Annotated in this window: 17 protein-coding genes; 8 read left to right on the plus strand and 9 right to left on the minus strand. The window is 41.8% G+C overall.

What is annotated here, in order from left to right:
• Positions 1-64: 64 nt before the first annotated feature.
• Together ppc and F985_RS20125 are read right to left on the minus strand one after the other, a co-directional pair.
• Positions 65-2,749, minus strand: coding sequence for a phosphoenolpyruvate carboxylase (ppc, locus tag F985_RS20120; protein ID WP_004704694.1), 2,685 nt, complete (start codon positions 2,747-2,749; stop codon positions 65-67).
• Positions 2,750-2,920: 171 nt separating this feature from the next.
• Positions 2,921-3,544 carry a TetR/AcrR family transcriptional regulator gene (locus F985_RS20125; protein ID WP_004704695.1) on the minus strand — a complete coding sequence of 208 codons (624 nt, stop codon included), beginning with the start codon at positions 3,542-3,544 and terminating at the stop codon, positions 2,921-2,923.
• Positions 3,545-3,694: 150 nt separating this feature from the next.
• On the opposite strand from F985_RS20125, the gene F985_RS20130 reads away from it, so the two are divergent.
• The 4 genes from F985_RS20130 (at position 3,695) to dnaJ (ending at position 9,657) form a co-directional block, all read left to right on the plus strand.
• Positions 3,695-4,801, plus strand: a complete 1,107-nt coding sequence (locus tag F985_RS20130; protein ID WP_004704696.1) for an efflux RND transporter periplasmic adaptor subunit — start codon at positions 3,695-3,697, stop codon at positions 4,799-4,801.
• Positions 4,798-7,923: an efflux RND transporter permease subunit gene (locus F985_RS20135; protein WP_004704697.1), complete on the plus strand. Its 3,126-nt coding sequence runs from the start codon at positions 4,798-4,800 to the stop codon at positions 7,921-7,923. Before F985_RS20130 ends, F985_RS20135 begins: the two co-directional genes overlap by 4 nt.
• A 139-nt stretch (positions 7,924-8,062) precedes the next feature.
• On the plus strand, positions 8,063-8,440 hold the full coding sequence (locus F985_RS20140; RefSeq protein WP_004704698.1) for a hypothetical protein: 378 nt from the start codon (positions 8,063-8,065) through the stop codon (positions 8,438-8,440).
• 104 nt (positions 8,441-8,544) lie between these two features.
• On the plus strand, positions 8,545-9,657 hold the full coding sequence (dnaJ, locus tag F985_RS20145) for a molecular chaperone DnaJ (protein WP_004704700.1): 1,113 nt from the start codon (positions 8,545-8,547) through the stop codon (positions 9,655-9,657).
• A 113-nt stretch (positions 9,658-9,770) separates the two neighbouring features.
• Here the strand turns inward: dnaJ and F985_RS20150 are convergent, their stop codons facing one another.
• Positions 9,771-10,094: a hypothetical protein gene (locus F985_RS20150; protein ID WP_004704701.1), complete on the minus strand. Its 324-nt coding sequence runs from the start codon at positions 10,092-10,094 to the stop codon at positions 9,771-9,773.
• Between the two features lie 184 nt (positions 10,095-10,278).
• Here F985_RS20150 and dapB point away from each other — a divergent pair, with 184 nt between their 5' ends.
• Positions 10,279-11,100, plus strand: coding sequence for a 4-hydroxy-tetrahydrodipicolinate reductase (gene dapB, locus F985_RS20155; RefSeq protein ID WP_004704703.1), 822 nt, complete (start codon positions 10,279-10,281; stop codon positions 11,098-11,100).
• Positions 11,101-11,151: 51 nt separating this feature from the next.
• On the plus strand, positions 11,152-11,805 hold the full coding sequence (locus F985_RS20160; protein WP_004704705.1) for an START domain-containing protein: 654 nt from the start codon (positions 11,152-11,154) through the stop codon (positions 11,803-11,805).
• A gap of 41 nt (positions 11,806-11,846) precedes the next feature.
• Here the strand turns inward: F985_RS20160 and F985_RS20165 are convergent, their stop codons facing one another.
• Positions 11,847-13,037: an MFS transporter gene (locus F985_RS20165; protein ID WP_004704706.1), complete on the minus strand. Its 1,191-nt coding sequence runs from the start codon at positions 13,035-13,037 to the stop codon at positions 11,847-11,849.
• A gap of 4 nt (positions 13,038-13,041) precedes the next feature.
• A complete protein-coding gene (gene dkgB / locus F985_RS20170; RefSeq protein ID WP_004704707.1) occupies positions 13,042-13,845 on the minus strand; it encodes a 2,5-didehydrogluconate reductase DkgB in 804 nt (267 codons plus the stop codon).
• Between the two features lie 120 nt (positions 13,846-13,965).
• Between dkgB and F985_RS20175 the strand changes: the two genes are divergently transcribed.
• The gene (locus tag F985_RS20175) at positions 13,966-14,868 is read left to right on the plus strand and encodes a LysR family transcriptional regulator (RefSeq protein ID WP_004704708.1); all 903 of its coding nucleotides are present in this window, start codon (positions 13,966-13,968) and stop codon (positions 14,866-14,868) included.
• Here the strand turns inward: F985_RS20175 and F985_RS20180 are convergent.
• Entirely contained in the window at positions 14,852-15,226 is a 375-nt protein-coding gene (locus F985_RS20180; protein ID WP_004704710.1) for a hypothetical protein, read from the minus strand. The two genes, F985_RS20175 and F985_RS20180, sit on opposite strands and share 17 nt — an antisense overlap.
• A gap of 90 nt (positions 15,227-15,316) precedes the next feature.
• On the opposite strand from F985_RS20180, the gene F985_RS20185 reads away from it, so the two are divergent.
• Positions 15,317-16,741 (plus strand): aminotransferase-like domain-containing protein, encoded by a 1,425-nt coding sequence (locus F985_RS20185; protein WP_004704712.1) that lies wholly within the window; start codon positions 15,317-15,319, stop codon positions 16,739-16,741.
• Between the two features lie 2 nt (positions 16,742-16,743).
• Here F985_RS20185 and ahr read toward each other — a convergent pair whose 3' ends face one another.
• Genes ahr through F985_RS20200 form a run of 3 tightly spaced genes read right to left on the minus strand, consistent with a single transcriptional unit; the run spans position 16,744 to position 18,647 of the window.
• The gene (gene ahr, locus F985_RS20190) at positions 16,744-17,772 is read right to left on the minus strand and encodes an NADPH-dependent aldehyde reductase Ahr (RefSeq protein WP_004704713.1); all 1,029 of its coding nucleotides are present in this window, start codon (positions 17,770-17,772) and stop codon (positions 16,744-16,746) included.
• 38 nt (positions 17,773-17,810) lie between these two features.
• Positions 17,811-18,371, minus strand: coding sequence for a DNA-3-methyladenine glycosylase I (locus F985_RS20195; protein WP_004704714.1), 561 nt, complete (start codon positions 18,369-18,371; stop codon positions 17,811-17,813).
• Positions 18,372-18,401: 30 nt separating this feature from the next.
• A complete protein-coding gene (locus F985_RS20200) occupies positions 18,402-18,647 on the minus strand; it encodes a hypothetical protein (RefSeq protein ID WP_001287364.1) in 246 nt (81 codons plus the stop codon).
• Positions 18,648-18,653: the final 6 nt, after the last annotated feature.

Consider the following 18,653-nt stretch of genomic DNA (forward strand, 5'->3'; position numbering starts at 1 on the left):
ACTTTGCAAGTAAAAAGCAGCACATCTGTGATGTGCTGCTTTGTCAAACGATTGGTAAAAAAGCTTAACCCGTATTGCGTAAACCAGCAGCAATACCCGCAATACTGACCATCAGTGCATGGTCAACGGGGGTATTCTCTGCCTGACGCTCCGCTAGGTAATCGCGGCGGCGTTTCATGAGTTCAGCCTGTAAAAGATGCAAAGGAAGTAAGTATGGTTTGCGAACCTGCATAGATTGATCAAGAACATCATTATTGCTAAGAAGTTTTGACTCATCTTTTAAGGTTAATAAAGTTTGTACAGCATCTTTTAGGCGCTGACGTAACTGGTTGCCGAGTACTTTTAAATCTTCATCTTCGGTTAAATGAGATTCGTAGTAGAGTGCAATGTTGGCATCGGCTTTAGACAATACCATTTCCAACATATCAATGAGCGTTTGGAAATAAGGCCATTGCTGAAGCATTTCATCAAGTGTTGCTTTTTGTTGGTCGGCAATCACTTCATTAATGGCAGCACCTGTACCTAACCATGCAGGTAACATCAAACGGATTTGAGTCCATGCAAATACCCATGGGATGGCTCGTAAAGACTCGATGCCGCCACTCACTTTACGTTTTGCTGGACGCGAGCCTAGAGGCAACATTTGTAATTCAAGCTCAGGCGTGACAGTACGTAAATACTTCACAAAATGTGGATTTTCACGAACTGTTTGACGATAAACCTTCACAGAATGATCTGTCATACGGTTCATGAGTTCACGCCATTCTGCTTTAGGCTCTGGTGGTGGCAACAGTGTCGCTTCAAGTGTTGCTGCGGTATAGATTTCAAGGTTTTGCATTGCAATACCTTCTAGACCGAATTTGAAGCGGATCATTTCACCTTGTTCTGTCACACGAATTGCGCCAGAGATTGAACCTGGTGGTTGTGAGAATAGTGCCTGTTGGGTTGGGGCACCACCACGGCTAATTGAGCCGCCACGACCATGGAATAGGGTCAACTGTACGCCGTGTGTACGAGCAATAGCAGTCAGTTCTTCTTGAGCACGATATTGCGCCCAGTTGGCAGACATAAAGCCAGCATCTTTTGCTGAGTCGGAGTAACCGATCATCACTTCGTGTTTACCCTGAATGTGCTGCTTATACCAATGCATATTGAACAGCGTATTCATGGTTGTTGCAGCGCCATCTAAATCTTTTAAAGTTTCAAACAGAGGCACCACACGTAAAGGGTGCTGAATACCTGCTTCTTTTTGCAGTAACAATACAGCTAAAACATCGCTTGGATATTCAGCCATCGAAATAATATAAGCGCCTAACGACTCAGGCGGTTGGTCAGCCAAAGTACGCATAGTTGCAAATACTTCTTGAACATCTGGGTGGCCAATCAAACTACCTTCTGGCTCATTAATATATTTCGGTAGAAGTGGACGTTTGCTTTGTAGTTCCTGAATGAGGAAGTTTTGGCGTGCTTGCTCAGTCCATGACTCAAAATTACCTAAACCTAAATATTCGGTAATGGCTGAAATGGCTTGGCGATGACGACCTGATTCTTGGCGAATATCAAGTTTAAGTAATTCAATACCAAAACAGTTCACACGGTAGATAAAGTCAAGAAGTTGACCATTTGCAATTTCTGGAAGGTTACTGTCAATTAAAGAGCGATAGCACAGCAATAATGGTTGTAATAGCTCATCTTTGCTTTTAATTACATTGCTGTCATCTGCTTCTAAACCTTGTAGACGCTGCGCTAACCAGTGACGAGTTGCTTTTAAGCGTTCACGTGTAGCACGTAAATACTCACGATAAGGTTCTGCATGTTGGCTACCAATCGCTTGAATCATTTCTTCGGAACAGGTCTGAATTGAAAGTTCCCAACGTAAATTTTCAATATCTCTCAGGTAAAGGTCAGCAGCTTGCCAGCGTGATAACCACAGCACTTCTTGAGTGATTTGATGAGTAACGTTCGGGTTACCATCACGGTCTCCACCCATCCAAGAAGCAAAGCGCACTGGCGCAATATTGAGTGGTAAGTTTTGTTGGCAATTGTCTTGAACTAATTCATTTAATTCACGAATGAATTTAGGTACAGCATTCCAAAGTGTTTGCTCAATGGTTGCAAAGCCCCATTTTGCCTCATCGACAGGAGTCGGGCGGTGCTGACGAATTTCATCTGTCTGCCAAGCCGAACTAATTTGCTGTTTTAAGTTCGCAAGTGCGTTTTGACGTTCACGTGGAGTAAGCTTTTGCTGATCTAGCTGTGAAAGACAAGCGTTGATATCGTCATATTTTTGAATGAGGGTACGACGGCTGACTTCGGTTGGGTGCGCCGTAAGTACCAGTTCAATATTTAAATCACAAATTTGCTGAAATAGTTTTTCTGTCGAAATACTTTTATCTTTAAATTTTTGAAATAAGTGAACAAGTGGATTTGGAGAATTAGCCTCCGAATCAAATTCTGCCTGTCTGCGGCTACGCACGACATGGTATTGCTCGGCAATATTGGCAAAATTGAGGAAGTGAGAAAAAGCGCGGGTGAGAGGTAATAGCTCTTCATCGGGCAGTTCTAAAAATAATTGTTCTAATTGCTTTTCGGCTTCAGCTTGACCATCACGTGCACCTTTGGCAAGCGCACGGATTTGCTCGATCTGATTAAACAGTTCCTGTCCTGCATGTTGTTTTAGGGTTTCACCTAACAAATTGCCAAGTAAGCGGACATCCTCACGCAGTGGCGCATCGATTTGCTGAACCATGCTATTTTTCTCCTGTTCTTATTCTTATCGAATATAGCGCGATTAACAAACATTCCAAGCTTTGAGCGTAAGAAAATGTGAATTTTTGCTTAAAAAATAACATTTAATTCGCTTATAGCGACTTAAAAGATGACATGCACTCAGTGCAACTTTTGGCAATCGGACTTTGGTTTAATTCCGATATTTAAGCAGGAATAAATGAATTGCATCTTGAATAATCTGGTCTAACTCTTGCGCATTTGGTACAGCAATAATCCTAAGTAGAACTTTATGGTGACGTACACCAAGCAACAACGTTAAAAGAAGCTCTGTTTGATAAACGGGATTATCGGCCTGAATAAAACCTAGCTCAGCTGCTTTTTGGAAGAACGCGGCTAACAGATTTTGAAGTCGGGTATGGGATGCCGTGAAAAATTGTTCAGCTAAAGGGCTCTGTTCTGCTGCGAGTTCAAATAACACATGTTCAAGCTTTAATGCTTCAGGTGAATAAATAATCTGCAAGGCACGCGAACACACCATATATAGTGTTTGATAAAAATCTGCCGATGCATCTAATTCAAATGGTTTAGTGCCTAGAGTCTCTTCGCAAGTTTCTGTAATCGCGCAGATAAACAGGTTTGCTTTGTCTTGAAAGTGGTTATAAACCGTGAGTTTAGTAACTCCGGCTTCCTGTGCAATCTGGTTCATGCTGGTACCGTGATAACCAGATTTTAAAAAAATAGCTTTAGCGGCTTGTAAGATACGAGCACGCTTTTCCAGATCTTTAGGACGACCACTTTGATTAACTGTTTGCACAAAACCCTCTAATAAAAGTTTAAAAAAATAGATATTTATAAGTTTTTCTTTAATTAATGTACCCCATGGGTATATTAATTAAAAAACAAACAAACTATGATGCAAGCATATTGTGCCTTAAAAAATCAGTTTGAATAAGAGCGATAAGATATGAATCTGTTAAAACCTCTCATCATGAGTATGGTGATTGTTTGCACGGTCACATTAATGGGGTGTAGTAAAGAGGCTCCCAAAACAGAAGAAATACCCTATGTGATGGTGACGCAGCCTTCGACCACACTAAACGAATTAAAAAGCTATGCAGGAGATGTACAGGCTCGACAACAAACTGCCTTGGCATTTCGGGTGGGTGGGCAAGTTACGGCTCGCTATGTCGATGTCGGCGACCGAGTTAAAGTTGGACAAGTATTAGCAAAGCTCGATGTAGCAGATGCTCAGCTACAATTAAATGCTGCCAAAGCTCAATTACAAAATGCACAGGCAGCAGCGAAAACAGCATCAGATGAACTTAAACGTTTTCAACAATTATTACCTGTCAATGCAGTAAGCCGTTCACAATTTGATACGGTCAAAAATCAGTACGACGCGGCTCAAGCAGCGTTACAACAAGCCCGCTCTAACTATGAAGTTTCTGCAAACCAAACTGGTTATAACCAACTCATTTCTAATAAAAACGGGGTGATTACAGCGCGTAATATTGAAATTGGACAAGTCGTTTCAGCAGGTCAAGCAGCTTATCAATTGGCGATTGATGGTGAGCGTGAAGTGGTCATTGGTGTACCTGAACAAGCAGTTGCCGAGATTAAAGTTGGTCAAGCGGCTTGGATTACTTTGTGGTCTAAACCGAATGAAAAATTTGCCGGATATGTACGTGAAGTTTCTCCTGCGGCTGATCAGTCTCGTACCTTTACTGTGAAAGTTGCACTCAAAGAAGGCCAATCTGCTATTCAGCTTGGACAAAGTGCACGTGTATTTTTTAGCTCGACTCAAACTAATGTCATGAGTGTTCCTCTTTCGAGTGTTTCAGCTACAGATAATCAAGCTTATGTATGGGTAGTCAATGCCAACCAAACTTTACGTAAAGTACCTGTAACCGTTGGGGCATATGGCAGAGATAGTGTGCCAGTATTATCGGGTTTAACACCAAATGATTGGGTTGTGATTGGTGGGGTTCATTTGCTACGCGATAAGCAGAAGATTCATCCGATTGACCGTGAAAACCGTGCGGTGAAAATTCAGGGGGCAACGAAGCCATGAAATTCAATCTCTCGGAATGGGCACTGAATAATAAAAGCATTGTCCTTTATTTCATGCTGTTGCTTGGCATTATCGGTGCAATCTCTTATTCAAAACTATCACAAAGTGAAGATCCGCCTTTTACCTTTAAAGTGATGGTCGTCAAAACCTACTGGCCTGGAGCGACTGCCAAAGAAGTTTCAACGTTGGTAACTGATCGCATTGAAAAGGAACTGATGACCACAGGGCAGTATGAAAAGATTATGGCCTACTCCCGCCCGGGTGAGTCTATGGTTACTTTCTTTGCCAAGGATTCATTGAAGTCGGCACAGATTCCTGATGTTTGGTACAACGTTCGTAAAAAGGTCAATGACATTCGCACTGAACTCCCAAGCGGTGTACAAGGCCCTTTTTTCAATGATGAGTTCGGTGATACTTTCGGTAATATTTATGTACTGACAGGCAAGGACTTTGACTATGCACTTTTGAAAGAATATGCCGATCGTTTGCAATTACAGCTGCAACGCGTCAAGGATGTTAGCAAAGTCGAATTGGTTGGCTTACAAGACCAAAAAATCTGGATTGAGATTTCAAACACTAAAGCAGTTCAGCTCGGTATTCCTCTCTCTGCAATTCAAGAAGCCTTACAAAAGCAAAATAGTATGGCAAGCGCTGGCTTCTTTGAAACCGGTACGGATCGTATTCAAATTCGTGTAAGTGGACATTTACAGAGCGTTGATGAAATTAAGAAAACGCCTTTACTGGTAGGCAACAAAACCATTCAACTTGGTGATGTCGCTGATGTTTACCGCGGTTTTAGTCAACCGGCTCAACCTCGTATGCGTTTTATGGGTGAAAATGGTATTGGCCTTGCCGTATCAATGCGTAAGGGCGGTGACATTATTGCCTTGGGTAAAAATCTGGAAACGGAATTTGCCCAACTGCAAAAGACTCTACCTTTAGGTATGAAACTGCAGAAGGTGTCTGATCAACCAGTAGCTGTGCAACGCAGTATTCATGAGTTTGTGAAAGTACTTGCTGAAGCAGTCATTATTGTTTTGTTAGTGAGCTTTTTCTCTTTAGGTTTCCGTACAGGTTTAGTGGTCGCTTTTTCCATTCCTTTGGTTTTAGCAATGACTTTTGCCGGCATGAATGTATTCGATGTCGGACTACATAAGATTTCTCTGGGTGCTCTGATTTTGGCTTTAGGCTTACTGGTCGATGACGCGATTATTGCGGTCGAGATGATGGCAATTAAGATGGAGCAGGGCTATAGCCGAATTAAGGCCGCTGGATTTGCGTGGAAAACCACAGCATTTCCAATGCTGACAGGGACACTCATTACGGCAGCGGGCTTTTTACCTATTGCTACGGCACAGTCTAGTACAGGTGAATACACGCGTTCGATCTTTCAGGTAGTGACCATTGCCTTATTGGTGTCTTGGGTTGCCGCAGTTTTATTTGTGCCTTATTTGGGTGAAAAACTACTGCCTGATTTTACTAAGACAGGACATCAAGCACCTTGGTATGTTCGTTTATGGGCAAGATTAACGAAAAAACCGCAAGCACAAACTATCGAGATTTCACAGGACCATCATTACGATCCTTATCAGTCTAGTTTCTATTTACGTTTTAGGAAAATGGTCGAGTTTTGCGTGACCTATCGTAAAACTGTAATTGCAACGACAGTCGGGATATTCGTGCTCTCTGTGCTGATGTTTAAAATGGTTCCTCAGCAATTTTTCCCACCTTCAAACCGTACCGAGATTTTAGTCGATTTAAAACTTGAAGAAGGGGCTTCATTAACCGCTACAGAACAAGCGGTGAAAAAGGTTGAACAGTTTCTGTCTAAACAAAAAGGTATTGATAACTATGTGGCTTATGTGGGTACAGGTTCACCGCGTTTTTATTTACCGTTAGACCAGCAATTGCCACAGGCTAGTTTTGCACAATTTGTGGTTTTAGCGACCTCACTTGATGACCGTGATGAAATTCGTCGCTCTTTAGAAACCCAAATTAAACAGCTGCTTCCACAAGTTCGTACTCGTGTGTCATTACTAGAAAATGGTCCACCTGTGGGTTATCCATTGCAGTATCGCGTGTCAGGTGAAGATCTCAATCTGGTACGTAAAGAGGCGCAGCAGGTTGCGAAGGTCATTAGTGAGAACCCGAATACCACCAATGTGCATTTGGACTGGGGTGAGCCAAGTAAGATTATTGCAATTCAGATTGATCAAGACCGTGCTCGACAAATGGGTGTCTCTAGTGTGGATTTGGCGAACTTCCTGAACGCTTCAATTACAGGTAGTGCAATTGAACAGTATCGTGAAAAGCGTGAACTCATTGAAATCCGTTTACGTGGAGATCAAGCTGAGCGTGTTGAAGTCGCTTCACTGGCAAGTTTAGCAGTCCCAACAGCCAATGGAACGACAGTACCGTTAGCCCAGATTGCGAAAATTGAATATAAGTTTGAGGATGGCCTGATTTGGCACCGTAACCGTTTACCAACGATTACTGTGCGTGCAGATATTCGTACTAAATTACAGCCAGCAACTGTTGTGGGTGAGTTAGCCGAATCAATGGACAAGTTACGCGCTGAGTTACCAAGTGGTTATCTGATTGAAGTGGGTGGAACTGTCGAAGAGTCGGCACGTGGGCAAAGTTCAGTTAATGCGGGTATGCCACTGTTTTTAGCGGTTGTGATGACATTACTGATGATTCAGCTGAAGAGTCTGTCTCGGGCAACGATTGTGTTCTTGACTGCGCCATTAGGTTTAATCGGTGTTGTTCTGTTCTTACTTCTATTTAATAAACCATTTGGTTTTGTGGCTATGCTAGGAACCATTGCCTTGTCCGGTATGATTATGCGTAACTCGCTCATTTTGATTGATCAGATTGAACAAGATAGGCAAGCAGGGCATCCAACATGGGAAGCGATTATTGATGCAACAGTACGCCGTTTCCGTCCAATTATTCTGACGGCTTTGGCAGCTGTATTAGCGATGATTCCACTTTCGCGGAGTATTTTCTTCGGTCCAATGGCTGTTGCAATTATGGGCGGACTGATTGTAGCGACCATGCTGACATTATTTTTCCTACCTGCATTGTATGCTGCGTGGTTTAAGGTGAAAAAAACCGCATAAAATACATAATTTTTTTGTGAATAAAGGTGCGAAATATTGAAAACTCCAATATAGTAGCACCTGTCTTTACACAAAAAATACAGGATTACTTCGCTGCATAAAAAATAGGCATAGTGCAGCGAATTGAGGTGAAATACAGATGGGGCAAGACCATATCGAACAGCATCGCCGTTATATTGTAATTTCTTATGCGTTCATGTTTCTTGCATTGTTTACGGTTATTTTCGCGGCCTTTGCTTATCTGGTCGCTCGTAAAGTAGCTGTTGTGGATAATGCTGAAGTTTGGATTCATGCCCATGCGCTCTGGATTATGCGCAATGGTATTCTATTCCTCTTCATGTCAGTTTTTGCTGTTGTTTGGTTTATTCCTCTCTTCTTTTTTGCATGGAACAGCAATCTTTGGGTAACGGCATCAACAGTTGCTGGTGTTGTTTTTAGCGCTATTGCTTGGTTATTTTTATTAAATGCATGGTTAAAAGGCTTGTCTAAATATTTAAAAAATAAGGCAGTTTTTTAATATATCTATTTTTTAAACATTTTCCCCTTGTAAATTCGGCTAAAGCCCCCCATTTAGTCGGCAATAGAGTATTGATAAAATTTCCGTGAGGAGCACCGCCAAACATGGCTAAACGTGATTATTATGAGGTTTTAGGCGTTTCAAAAACCGCAAGTGATGATGAGATCAAAAAAGCCTATCGTAAATTGGCGATGAAATATCATCCTGACAGAAACCCTGACAATGCCGAGGCTGAAGAAAAGTTTAAAGAAGCTTCTGAAGCTTATGAGATTTTATCCGACAGCGAAAAGCGCAGCATGTATGACCGTATGGGACATAATGCATTTGAAGGCGGCTTTGGTGGCGCTGGTGGTGGCTTTGGCGGTTTCAGTGCAGAAGATATTTTCAGCCAGTTCGGTGATATCTTTGGTGGAGCGTTTGGTGGCGGCGGACGTCAGCAACGCCAACGTCGCGGTTCAGACTTACGCTATGTCATGGAACTTACCCTTGAAGAAGCTGTAAAAGGGGTTAAAAAAACAATTACCTTTACTGCTCCGGCACCATGTGATGTGTGTGATGGTAAAGGCTCTCAAAATCCAAAAGATGTAGAAACCTGTAAAACTTGTCATGGTTCAGGACAAGTACGTATGCAGCAAGGTTTCTTCTCTGTACAACAAACTTGTGGCACATGTCGTGGCCAAGGCAAAATTATTAAAAACCCATGCCATGCATGTCATGGTTCAGGCGTAGCTGATCGCCAGCAAACATTAGAAGTTACTATTCCTGCCGGTGTAGATAATGGCGACCGCGTTCGTTTAAGTGGTAAAGGCGAGGCGATCCGTGATGGTCAAGCGGGTGACTTATACGTTGAAGTGGTTGTTCGTGAACACGAAATTTTCCAACGTGATGGCGCCGATTTATATATGGACGTACCAGTAAGCATTGCGGATGCTGCACTTGGTAAAGAAATTGAAATCCCGACTTTAGAAGGTCGTGTTAGCTTGAAGATCCCTGAGGGAACTCAAACAGGTAAATTATTCCGTTTACGTGGCAAGGGTGTTCGCCCTGTACGTAGCAGCATGGTGGGTGATTTACTTTGCCGTATCGTCATAGAAACACCAGTCAACTTAACGTCTCGTCAACGTGAGTTACTCAAAGAATTACAAGCATCTTTCGATGGCGAAGACAGTGCTTCTTCACCAAAGAAAAAATCATTCTTTGATCGTTTATTCGATTAATGCTTGATTAGATCGTAAATTAAAAAGAAGGCGGATATTCAAAAATATCCGCCTTTTTATTGCGCTGATTCATCTTATTATTTTTATTCTGCTTAAAAGAAAATTACGTCTGCTTACTCTGTAGGGTGAGCAACATCGATGTCGTCAACACTTACAATAAGTTCGCTTGATGCAACTGGAGCTACTTTTACTGTTTCTACATCGGCAGTTTTTTCTTCAATGATTGGGTCAATATCTTCAACTTTAACTTCAGCAGTAGTATTGCTTGCTATGCTTGTTTGAGCTGTAGATATCGCCGCTTTCGCATTTACATTCGTGATAATGCGTGCTTTAGATAAGCTTTCTAGTGTGTCCCCTGGTTGGATTGCAGGCTCTGCAAATGCCATTGAACTCATCATCCCCATAACGGCTATTAAGCCCATAATTTTCGAATGCATGCTGAACTCCTTATAGTCATCTTTTTTTCATTCGTGGCTCGGTAGTGTGCAGATCAATTCTTTAACTTTTGTGAAAACTGATTAAATTTCGGTTCATCTTAAAAAATATTTTTTACTTTTTATTGTGAGCAAAGAGTTTTGATATAGTAAGCCAATTACGTAAAACACAAGATTGGGAAGGATTATGTCAGCAGCTCCACGCATTGGTATTTTGGGCGCAGGTGGCCGTATGGGTCGCACACTTATTCAGGCAGTTCAACAAGCAGGTTATCAATTGGCTGCAGCAGTAGAACGTCCAGAGAGTAGTTTGGTCGGCACTGATGCTGGTGAACTTGCAGGAATTGGCTCAGTGGGGGTAAAGGTTTCAGGAAGTTTGACAGAAGTTCTTAAAGACTGTGATGTCATCATTGATTTTACTGCACCGGTTGCAACTGCTCAGCATTTAAAGCTATGCCGTGAAGCTGGGGTAGCCATGGTGATTGGAACAACAGGTATGTCCGATGAACAAAAAGCTGAGCTTGATGAAACGGCAACACATACACCTGTAGTATATGCGGCGAACTACTCTGTTGGCGTAAATGTATCAATCAAGTTACTTGAGCTTGCAGCTAAAGTATTTGGCGATACAGTAGATATTGAAGTGATTGAGGCTCACCACCGTCATAAAGTAGATGCACCATCTGGTACAGCGTTAATGATGGGTGAAGCGATTGCTGATACTTTAGGCCGTAACTTAAAAGAAGTTGCTGTTTATGGTCGTGAAGGGCATACAGGGCCACGTGACCGCCAAACCATTGGTTTTGAAACCATCCGTGGTGGTGATATTGTAGGTGAACACACTGTTATGTTTATTGGTGAAGGTGAGCGTGTTGAAGTCACTCACAAAGCCACGAACCGTATGAACTTTGCTGCTGGTGCAGTACGAGCTGCTGCATGGGTTGTAGGTCGTGAAGCGCGTAAATATGACATGAAAGATGTTTTAGGGTTGAACGACGTACAGGTGTAAGCCATCTGTACACGTCCTACATGTGGCGAGAAAAACAAGATAGAGCAGAACATGAATAAAAAACAAATTGCTTTGACCACTCTTCTTTGCTTAAGCAGCCTCTATGCAGGGGCTGCCTCTACAGACAAGGCGAAACTCAGCCTTGACCGTAATCATATTAAAGTGTGGACCTATCAGAAGGCTGATAACCCTGTCTTTCAGTACAAAGCTGAAACAACATTTGATGTACCCATTGAGCGTGCGGTGGCGGTGATTTTAGATGTAAATCGCGCAGCGCAGTGGGTGCCTTATATGGGTAAAGTTGAAATGCTTTCTCAGGATGAGAAGAAGGGCGAATTTACGTTATATATGGTGTTGGATTTTCCTTTTCCGCTAAAAGACCGCGATGTTGTGGTGAAAGGGAAAATGAGTAAAGCCGCTAATGGCACTATTACGATTAAGAACACAGCGATTAATAGTAATTATCCGATTCAGCCCGATGTGGTTCGTTTAACTCGTTATGAAGGTGAATGGACATTCCAGAAACTAGCGAATAACAAAGTTAAAGTAACCACGAGTGGTTATGCTGACCCAGCAGGTTCAATTCCTTTAAGCTTTGTAAATATGTTTGTTCAGCAGCAACCATATCAGATGCTGCTTAAAATGAAGCGGGAAGTAATGAACCCGATTTATGAGCAACCTAAATTGCCCGATATTTTAAAATAATAAGCAATAAAAAAAGCGCCTGAGATGAGGCGCTTTTTTTATTAGTCGGAACATTGCTGCAAACTTTGTGCAGAGCTGCTTTCGCGTTTGATTTGAAATAAAACTAACAACAAACCTAACCCAGCCAGTAATGCGCCAGCAAATGATACTGCGTTATAACCCAAACCTAAATCGAGTACTACCGCACCTGCTGCCGCACCGACTGCGTTACCTAGATTAAACGCACCGATATTTACCGAGGAGGCAAGTCCTGGTGCTTCATGAACAACTGACATTACACGCATTTGTAATGGCGGTACTAAAGCAAAGGTTGCGGCACCCCAGATTACTAAGGCAATGGCTGCTCCAGCCTGACTTTGTGCAAGCACTGGGAAAATCACCATCATGACAATCAACAAAATGAAAAAACCGATTAGAGTTTTGTTGATGGACAAGTCTGCAAAACGACCACCTAAATGGTTACCGATTGAGAAACCAACACCAATTAATACCAACATGAACGTAATGAAGGTCGGTGAAGCATGGGTAAACTCAGTCAAACTTGGCGCAATATAGGTATATAGCGTAAACATTGCACCCGCACTGAGCACTGTGGTGAGTAGAGCCAGTACTACAGGAGTACGTGTTAATACTTTTAACTCAGCTTTCACATTTGGTTTTTGGGCAACCATACCTTGTGGCAGTGCCTTCCATAAAGTGAGCATGGTAATCACACCAAGCAAAGAGATTGCAAGGAAAGACATACGCCAGCCAATGTTTTGTCCTACCCATGTTGCCAAAGGTACACCACCAATATTAGCAATGGTTAAACCCATAAACATGGTGGCGACAGCACTGGCTTGTTTATGTGCGGGCACAATGCTAGCTGCTACAACAGAACCAATCCCAAAGAAGGCGCCGTGGTTAAGGCTAGTAATGAGACGTGCACCTAATAAACTCATATAGCTTGGAGCAAATGCTGCAAGCAGGTTCCCGACCGTAAAGATCGCCATAAGAAAAATCAGTGCATTACGTCTAGCAAAACCACCAAACCATAGGGTCATGAACGGAGCACCTAACATCACGCCAAGTGCATAACCCGTAATTAACATTCCGGCTGTTGGAATTGAAATACCTAAATCATGAGCGATATTCGGCAATAATCCCATTGGAGAAAATTCCGTCGTGCCAATGGCAAAGGCACCAATTGCCAATGCCAGTAACGAGAACGCCGTATTTGATTGAGTGTTCATGAGTTTAGTCCCAAACTGGTGCCCATGGCTCTGGGCTAACTTCACGACTGTTACGGTCGAGTTCAGCAATCATTTGCATTTCAGCTGGAGTTAACTCGATATCCTGTGCTTTTAAGTTGCTAATCAGGTTTTCACGTTTAGTCGAAGATGGAATGACTGCAAAACCTCGTTGCAATGCCCATGCCAATGCAATTTGTGCTGTTGTTGCTTTATGCGCTGCTGCAATTTCAGCTAGAACGGGGTCTTGAAGCACTTTGCCATATGCCAGTGTCATGTAGGAAGTGACATCTATATTCTTGTCTTGTAAGAAATTTACAAGGTTATGGTTTTGAAGATAAGGACTTAGCTCAATCTGATTTGTCGCAATATGCTCTACACCGATTGTGTCAATGGCTTGCTGGGTAAGCTCAATATTGAAGTTTGAAATACCAATTTGTTTGGTAAGACCTTGTTGTTTCGCTTCAAGTAAAAGCTGCATAATTTCAGGAATAGAAACCCCTAAATCTGGTGCTGGCCAGTGAATCAAAGTAAGATCGACATAGTCAGTACGAAGTTTTTGTAAGCTCTCTTTTAAGCTCGGAATAAACTTATCTTGCGCAAAATTATCTACCCAGATTTTTGTGGTTAGAAATAAGTCCTGACGCGCTACACCACTTTCAGCAATGGTTTGTCCAATCGCAGCTTCATTTTCATAGATTTGAGCTGTATCAATTACACGGTAACCTACTTCTAAAGCTGTTTTAACAGAATCAATCACCGCTTGTTCTTTAAGGCGGAAAGTTCCTAGACCAAAACGTGGGATATTCATGCGTTCACCTAAATTTGAATAATCATTTAACTTGAGGTGCATTTTGCTTGGATTATTGTTGCGAAAAAATAGATGAATAAGCAAAATATCTTTGATGATTAGTCAATAATAGAATAAGTCATGAAATCAACAATTGAAGAACTGGTTGCCTTTATCACAATTGTTGATACAGGTTCCTTTGTAGCCGCAGCAGAACACTTAAAACAAACGCCTTCAGGAATGAGTCGCTCTCTTACACGTTTAGAAGCAAAGTTAGGCGTGACTTTATTAGAGCGAACAACACGTAAGTTGAAACTCACACAAGAAGGGCAACAGTTTCTTATCAAGGCTCGTAAAATTTTAAATGAGCTGAATGCTGCCGAAGAAGATTTGCAAAAGTCTGATCAGGGTACCGCGGGACTGATTCGTATTGATTCTGCAACGCCGTTTGTTTTGCACGTGATTGCACCATTAATGCATAAGTTTCGTAAGTGCTATCCCGACATTGAAATCGAAATAAATAGTAATGATCAGGTGATTGATCTATTACAACATAAGACCGATGTGGCATTTCGATTTGGGGAACTCAATGATTCGAGTCTTCATGCCAAGTTAGTGTGTAAGAGTCGTTTATATATTGTGGCAAGTCCAGAATATTTGGCGATCAAAGGTACACCGACTCAACCTGAACAACTTGAGCATCATGATTTGATTGGTTTTACCAGACCTGATTATATTAATAACTGGCCGATTAAAGTCGGAGATGAATATTTTTTCGCACAAGCACACATTAAAGCTTCAAGTGGTGAGACTGTGCGTCAGCTTACAGTTAGAGGACATGGTATTGCACGGCTATCTGAATTTGAAATTTGGAAAGATATTCAAGAGGGACGATTGACCGCGTTATTTGAAGATCAAATAGAACATCAATATCAAAGCATCCATGCTGTCTATTATCAACAAGAGCATCTACCAAAACGAATCCGTTTATTCATTGAGTTTTTGGCAGATCAATTAAAAGATGGTTTTAAAACCTGTCTCTGAACCTACCATAAGCATCACTTGGAAAATGAACTTCTAAAATAGGAGTCGTTTGTCCTTGTGATGAATGTTGAGACAGAAAATAGCTTTGTTGCTGTTCTCGACAACTAAAATATAAGTTTGAATAAACCGAATTTACCATGACAACTTCGTTTGAGTTATTACGTTTGTATTGATAATGAGAAATTGTATTGGCTTTATCATCACTGCGCTGCTCTAGTTTGTAGTCTTGTTGGTTGGTCATTTTTAAATAACCTTCAATTAAACTCTGGCAAACCGTATGTCTGTGCTGTTCAGTTTTGGGTTGTGACTGGCAACCTGTCAAAATAATGGTAAACAATAATATAGCTTTTAATTTCATTATCTTACTACTCTTGGAGTTGATTTCTATAGCCTAAAGGTGTTCTATAAAGCAGTACAGATACAGAAATTTTTAAAAAAGCAGCACAGAATGACTTTTCAATATCAGGTTCTTGCCAATCAATTAGCACATCGTATTTATCAAGATGAGCTGAAACCGCATCAGAAGCTTATTTCGTTACGAGATTTTGCCCGTCAGCACAGCATTAGTTTAAGTACAGCAAAAAGTTGCTATGAATTGCTTGAGGCAAGGGGACTTATTTATGTAAAGCCAAAGTCAGGTTATTTTGTGGTTGCTCGTACCCGATCTAGTCCTATTCCGGATAGTCCAGATTTCTTATCTTTGCCGCGAAAAGTCTCCAATCTGGAGTTACATAACCAAATTCAGGAGGCTGCCTTACAAAGTCATCTTGTACCATTAGGCTCTATTCAGTTGACACCTCATTTTATTCCTGTTGAGGGTTTACGCCGCTCTATTCAACGCGCTTTAAAAAATTGTCAGCCCCAAGATTTTCTTTATTGTAATAAACAGGGTCATGAGCAGTTAAGAAAAGCACTATCTGATCATTGGCGTGAAGATGGGATTTTTATCGCGGCAGAAGATATTTTTATTACCAATGGCTGCATGCCTGCTTTATCTTTGGTGATTCAACATCTAACAGAAGTAGGCGATAGTATTTTAATTCCGACGCCTACTTTTAATGGACAACTACAGCTTATAGCCAGTTTAAAACGACAGATTATTGAGATTCCAGCGCATCATCGTGGTATCGATCTTGAGCGCTTAGAATCATTTATGAAGCAGGGTTTAGCTAAAGTTTGCTTAATGACAGCCAACTATCAGAACCCATTGGGATACTGTTTAAGTAATGCAGAAAAACAAAAGATTGCCGAATTAGCAGCAAAGTATCAGTGTTTTATTATTGAAGACGATATTTATGGAGAGTGTGGCTACAGTGGTGAGCGACCATTACCTATTCGCTATTGGGACCGTGAAGGCTATGTAATTTGGTGTGGATCGGTTTCTAAGTCATTATCGAGTGCATATCGCGTAGGATGGTTCTGTTTAAGCGCGAAGCTACAGCATTTAAGGCTTGAGCTGGTAGCCAGTAATATTGGGGTTAATACACCGCTACAATTAGGCCTAGCTGATTTTATTTATAGTCGTGGTTACAGGGAGCATTTAGAGCAGTTAAGACCGAATTTGATGCGGCAAGTCGAGGAGTATCGTAGTTGTATTTTAAATGCTTTCGAAGGTATTCCAATTGCATTGAGCCAACCAGAAGGAGGTTATGCCTTATGGATGCAGTTACCTAAAACTGTAGATAGTTTGGCGCTCTATTACACTGCAAAATCTCACGGAATTACCGTAGTTCCCGGGCATGTTTTTGGTGAGGATGAACGCTATAGACATTTTATTCGTTTAAATGCAGGTCATGAGTTAACAGTAGATGTCCGCCAAGCGATTAAACACTTGGCGGACTGGTCACGGCAACAGATTAAAACAGCGAGTTAGTTTTATTCTGCAAAGTCTGCTTTAAGTACAATCCGGTAACGTGCTTGACCTGAGTGTAGACGTTCAATTGCTTCATTGAGCTGTGACATTGGAAACAGCTCAATTTGAGGCGCAATTTTTTTGCGTGCAGCAAACTTTAAAAGCTGACGTAGTGCAGCAGGTGAGCCTGTAGGTGAACCAGTCACTGACTTAGCACCACCAATAAGAGAGCCAACAGAAACAGGAACAGGCTCAAGCGTAAGACCTAAGAAATGTAAGGTTCCGTTTGGTGCCAGTGTTGCAATAAAAGCAGACCAATTTAGAGTCACATTCACGGTACTCAGCAATAAATCGAATTTACCTTTTTGAGCTTTTACTGCGTTGGTATCGCGGCTATTGACGACATGGTCGGCTCCCATTGCTTTGAGCTCTTCTGTTTTGTCTGGGTTAGAACTAAATGCCGTGATTTCACAACCCCAAGCTTTAAGGAGCTTAATCGCCATATGACCTAAACCGCCAATGCCAATCACACCCACATGATGGGTTGCCTGAATCTTGTGTTTGAGGAGTGGATCAAAAACGGTAATTCCGCCACAAAGTAGAGGACCTGCACTTGCGGGGTCTAAATCTTCAGGAAGGGGAATTGCCCACTGCCAACCTGCACGAACTTTATCGGCAAAACCACCAGCATGCCCGACGATTGTTGCAACATTTTTGCCCGTACAAAGTACTTGCTGACCACCAATACATTCATCACACGATTGGCAACTTTCAGCTGTCCAACCGATACCGACACGTTGCCCGATTTGTAGACCTTTGGCTTCTGAACCTAAAGCTACAATTCTTCCAATAATTTCATGACCTGCAACCACAGGGTAGACAGTCGAGCGCCATTCATTATTCAGAACTGAAATATCAGAATGACATAAACCACAGTATTCAACTTTTACTTCAACCTGATGCGGCTGTAATTCACCTGCGTCAAATTGGTAAGGAACCAGTTTTTCACCTGCTTGCATTGCAGCATAGGCCTGAATCGTATTGTTGCTCATCGGAAACTCCTTAAGCGGATTTGAACCGTTCTGGTGGGTTATGAAGCTTTAAATTGACAATCGTTTTCATGATCATCGACCATACCTACAGCCTGCATAAACGCGTAGCAAGTGGTTGGACCGACAAATTTAAAACCATTCTTTTTAAGAGTCTTGGAAAGTTTTACACTGAGTTCAGTCTGTGCTGGAGCCTGACGGTAGTCTGCAACATCATTGTTTTGTGTAACTGCATCTACAAACTGCCAAAGCCATGTCGGTACATCACCAACTAGTGCTTTGAGCGCTTGCCAAGCAATCGCATTATCACGAATGGCTTTGAGTTTACCCAAGTGACGAATTAAGCCTGCATCGGATAATTTTAGTTCTAAAAAGTCATCAGTAAATGAAGCAATATCTTCAATTGGATGATTAAAAAAGTGTTGACGGTAGCTTTCTCTTTTTTTTAGTACGGTAATCCATGATAAGCCAGCTTGCTGACCTTCGAGGCAAAGCATTTCAAATAACCGTGCTTCGTCGTGTTCCGGTTTGCCCCATTCTTCATCATGATAGGCAATATAAAGGGGATCGTCGGAACACCATCCGCAACGTTGAGTTTTCATGATAATGCTCCTTATATTTATCTTAGAATTTTAAAGTTTAAATAACACCCATTCATTTGGGCGAGTATCCCAATAATACAGTTCAGCTTGAGTTAAGTCTTCAAACTTTAGCCAAAAGTCTTTGCCTACTTTATCTGAAAAACCGGTACTGATTAGCAGGGCATCATCACTGATTTCCATGATCCAGCCTTGATAGCTATTGCCATTTAAAATGATCTTTTGCTGGTTGCCCGACTCGGCAAACTCTACTAAGCGATTGATCAGCGCTTCCGACATAAAATG

This window comes from Acinetobacter seifertii (genome assembly GCF_000368065.1).
GTDB classification, from domain to species: domain Bacteria; phylum Pseudomonadota; class Gammaproteobacteria; order Pseudomonadales; family Moraxellaceae; genus Acinetobacter; species Acinetobacter seifertii.

What these genes read in the sequence shown, in the direction of transcription:
- ppc (WP_004704694.1), bottom strand. Translation starts at nt 2,749, where the DNA reads ATGGTTCAGCAAATCGATGCGCCACTGCGTGAGGATGTCCGCTTACTT.
- F985_RS20130 (WP_004704696.1), top strand. Translation starts at nt 3,695, where the DNA reads ATGAATCTGTTAAAACCTCTCATCATGAGTATGGTGATTGTTTGCACG.
- F985_RS20135 (WP_004704697.1), top strand. Translation starts at nt 4,798, where the DNA reads ATGAAATTCAATCTCTCGGAATGGGCACTGAATAATAAAAGCATTGTC.
- F985_RS20140 (WP_004704698.1), top strand. Translation starts at nt 8,063, where the DNA reads ATGGGGCAAGACCATATCGAACAGCATCGCCGTTATATTGTAATTTCT.
- dnaJ (WP_004704700.1), top strand. Translation starts at nt 8,545, where the DNA reads ATGGCTAAACGTGATTATTATGAGGTTTTAGGCGTTTCAAAAACCGCA.
- F985_RS20150 (WP_004704701.1), bottom strand. Translation starts at nt 10,094, where the DNA reads ATGCATTCGAAAATTATGGGCTTAATAGCCGTTATGGGGATGATGAGT.
- dapB (WP_004704703.1), top strand. Translation starts at nt 10,279, where the DNA reads ATGTCAGCAGCTCCACGCATTGGTATTTTGGGCGCAGGTGGCCGTATG.
- F985_RS20160 (WP_004704705.1), top strand. Translation starts at nt 11,152, where the DNA reads ATGAATAAAAAACAAATTGCTTTGACCACTCTTCTTTGCTTAAGCAGC.
- F985_RS20165 (WP_004704706.1), bottom strand. Translation starts at nt 13,037, where the DNA reads ATGAACACTCAATCAAATACGGCGTTCTCGTTACTGGCATTGGCAATT.
- dkgB (WP_004704707.1), bottom strand. Translation starts at nt 13,845, where the DNA reads ATGAATATCCCACGTTTTGGTCTAGGAACTTTCCGCCTTAAAGAACAA.
- F985_RS20175 (WP_004704708.1), top strand. Translation starts at nt 13,966, where the DNA reads ATGAAATCAACAATTGAAGAACTGGTTGCCTTTATCACAATTGTTGAT.
- F985_RS20180 (WP_004704710.1), bottom strand. Translation starts at nt 15,226, where the DNA reads ATGAAATTAAAAGCTATATTATTGTTTACCATTATTTTGACAGGTTGC.
- F985_RS20185 (WP_004704712.1), top strand. Translation starts at nt 15,317, where the DNA reads ATGACTTTTCAATATCAGGTTCTTGCCAATCAATTAGCACATCGTATT.
- ahr (WP_004704713.1), bottom strand. Translation starts at nt 17,772, where the DNA reads ATGAGCAACAATACGATTCAGGCCTATGCTGCAATGCAAGCAGGTGAA.
- F985_RS20195 (WP_004704714.1), bottom strand. Translation starts at nt 18,371, where the DNA reads ATGAAAACTCAACGTTGCGGATGGTGTTCCGACGATCCCCTTTATATT.
- F985_RS20200 (WP_001287364.1), bottom strand. Translation starts at nt 18,647, where the DNA reads ATGTCGGAAGCGCTGATCAATCGCTTAGTAGAGTTTGCCGAGTCGGGC.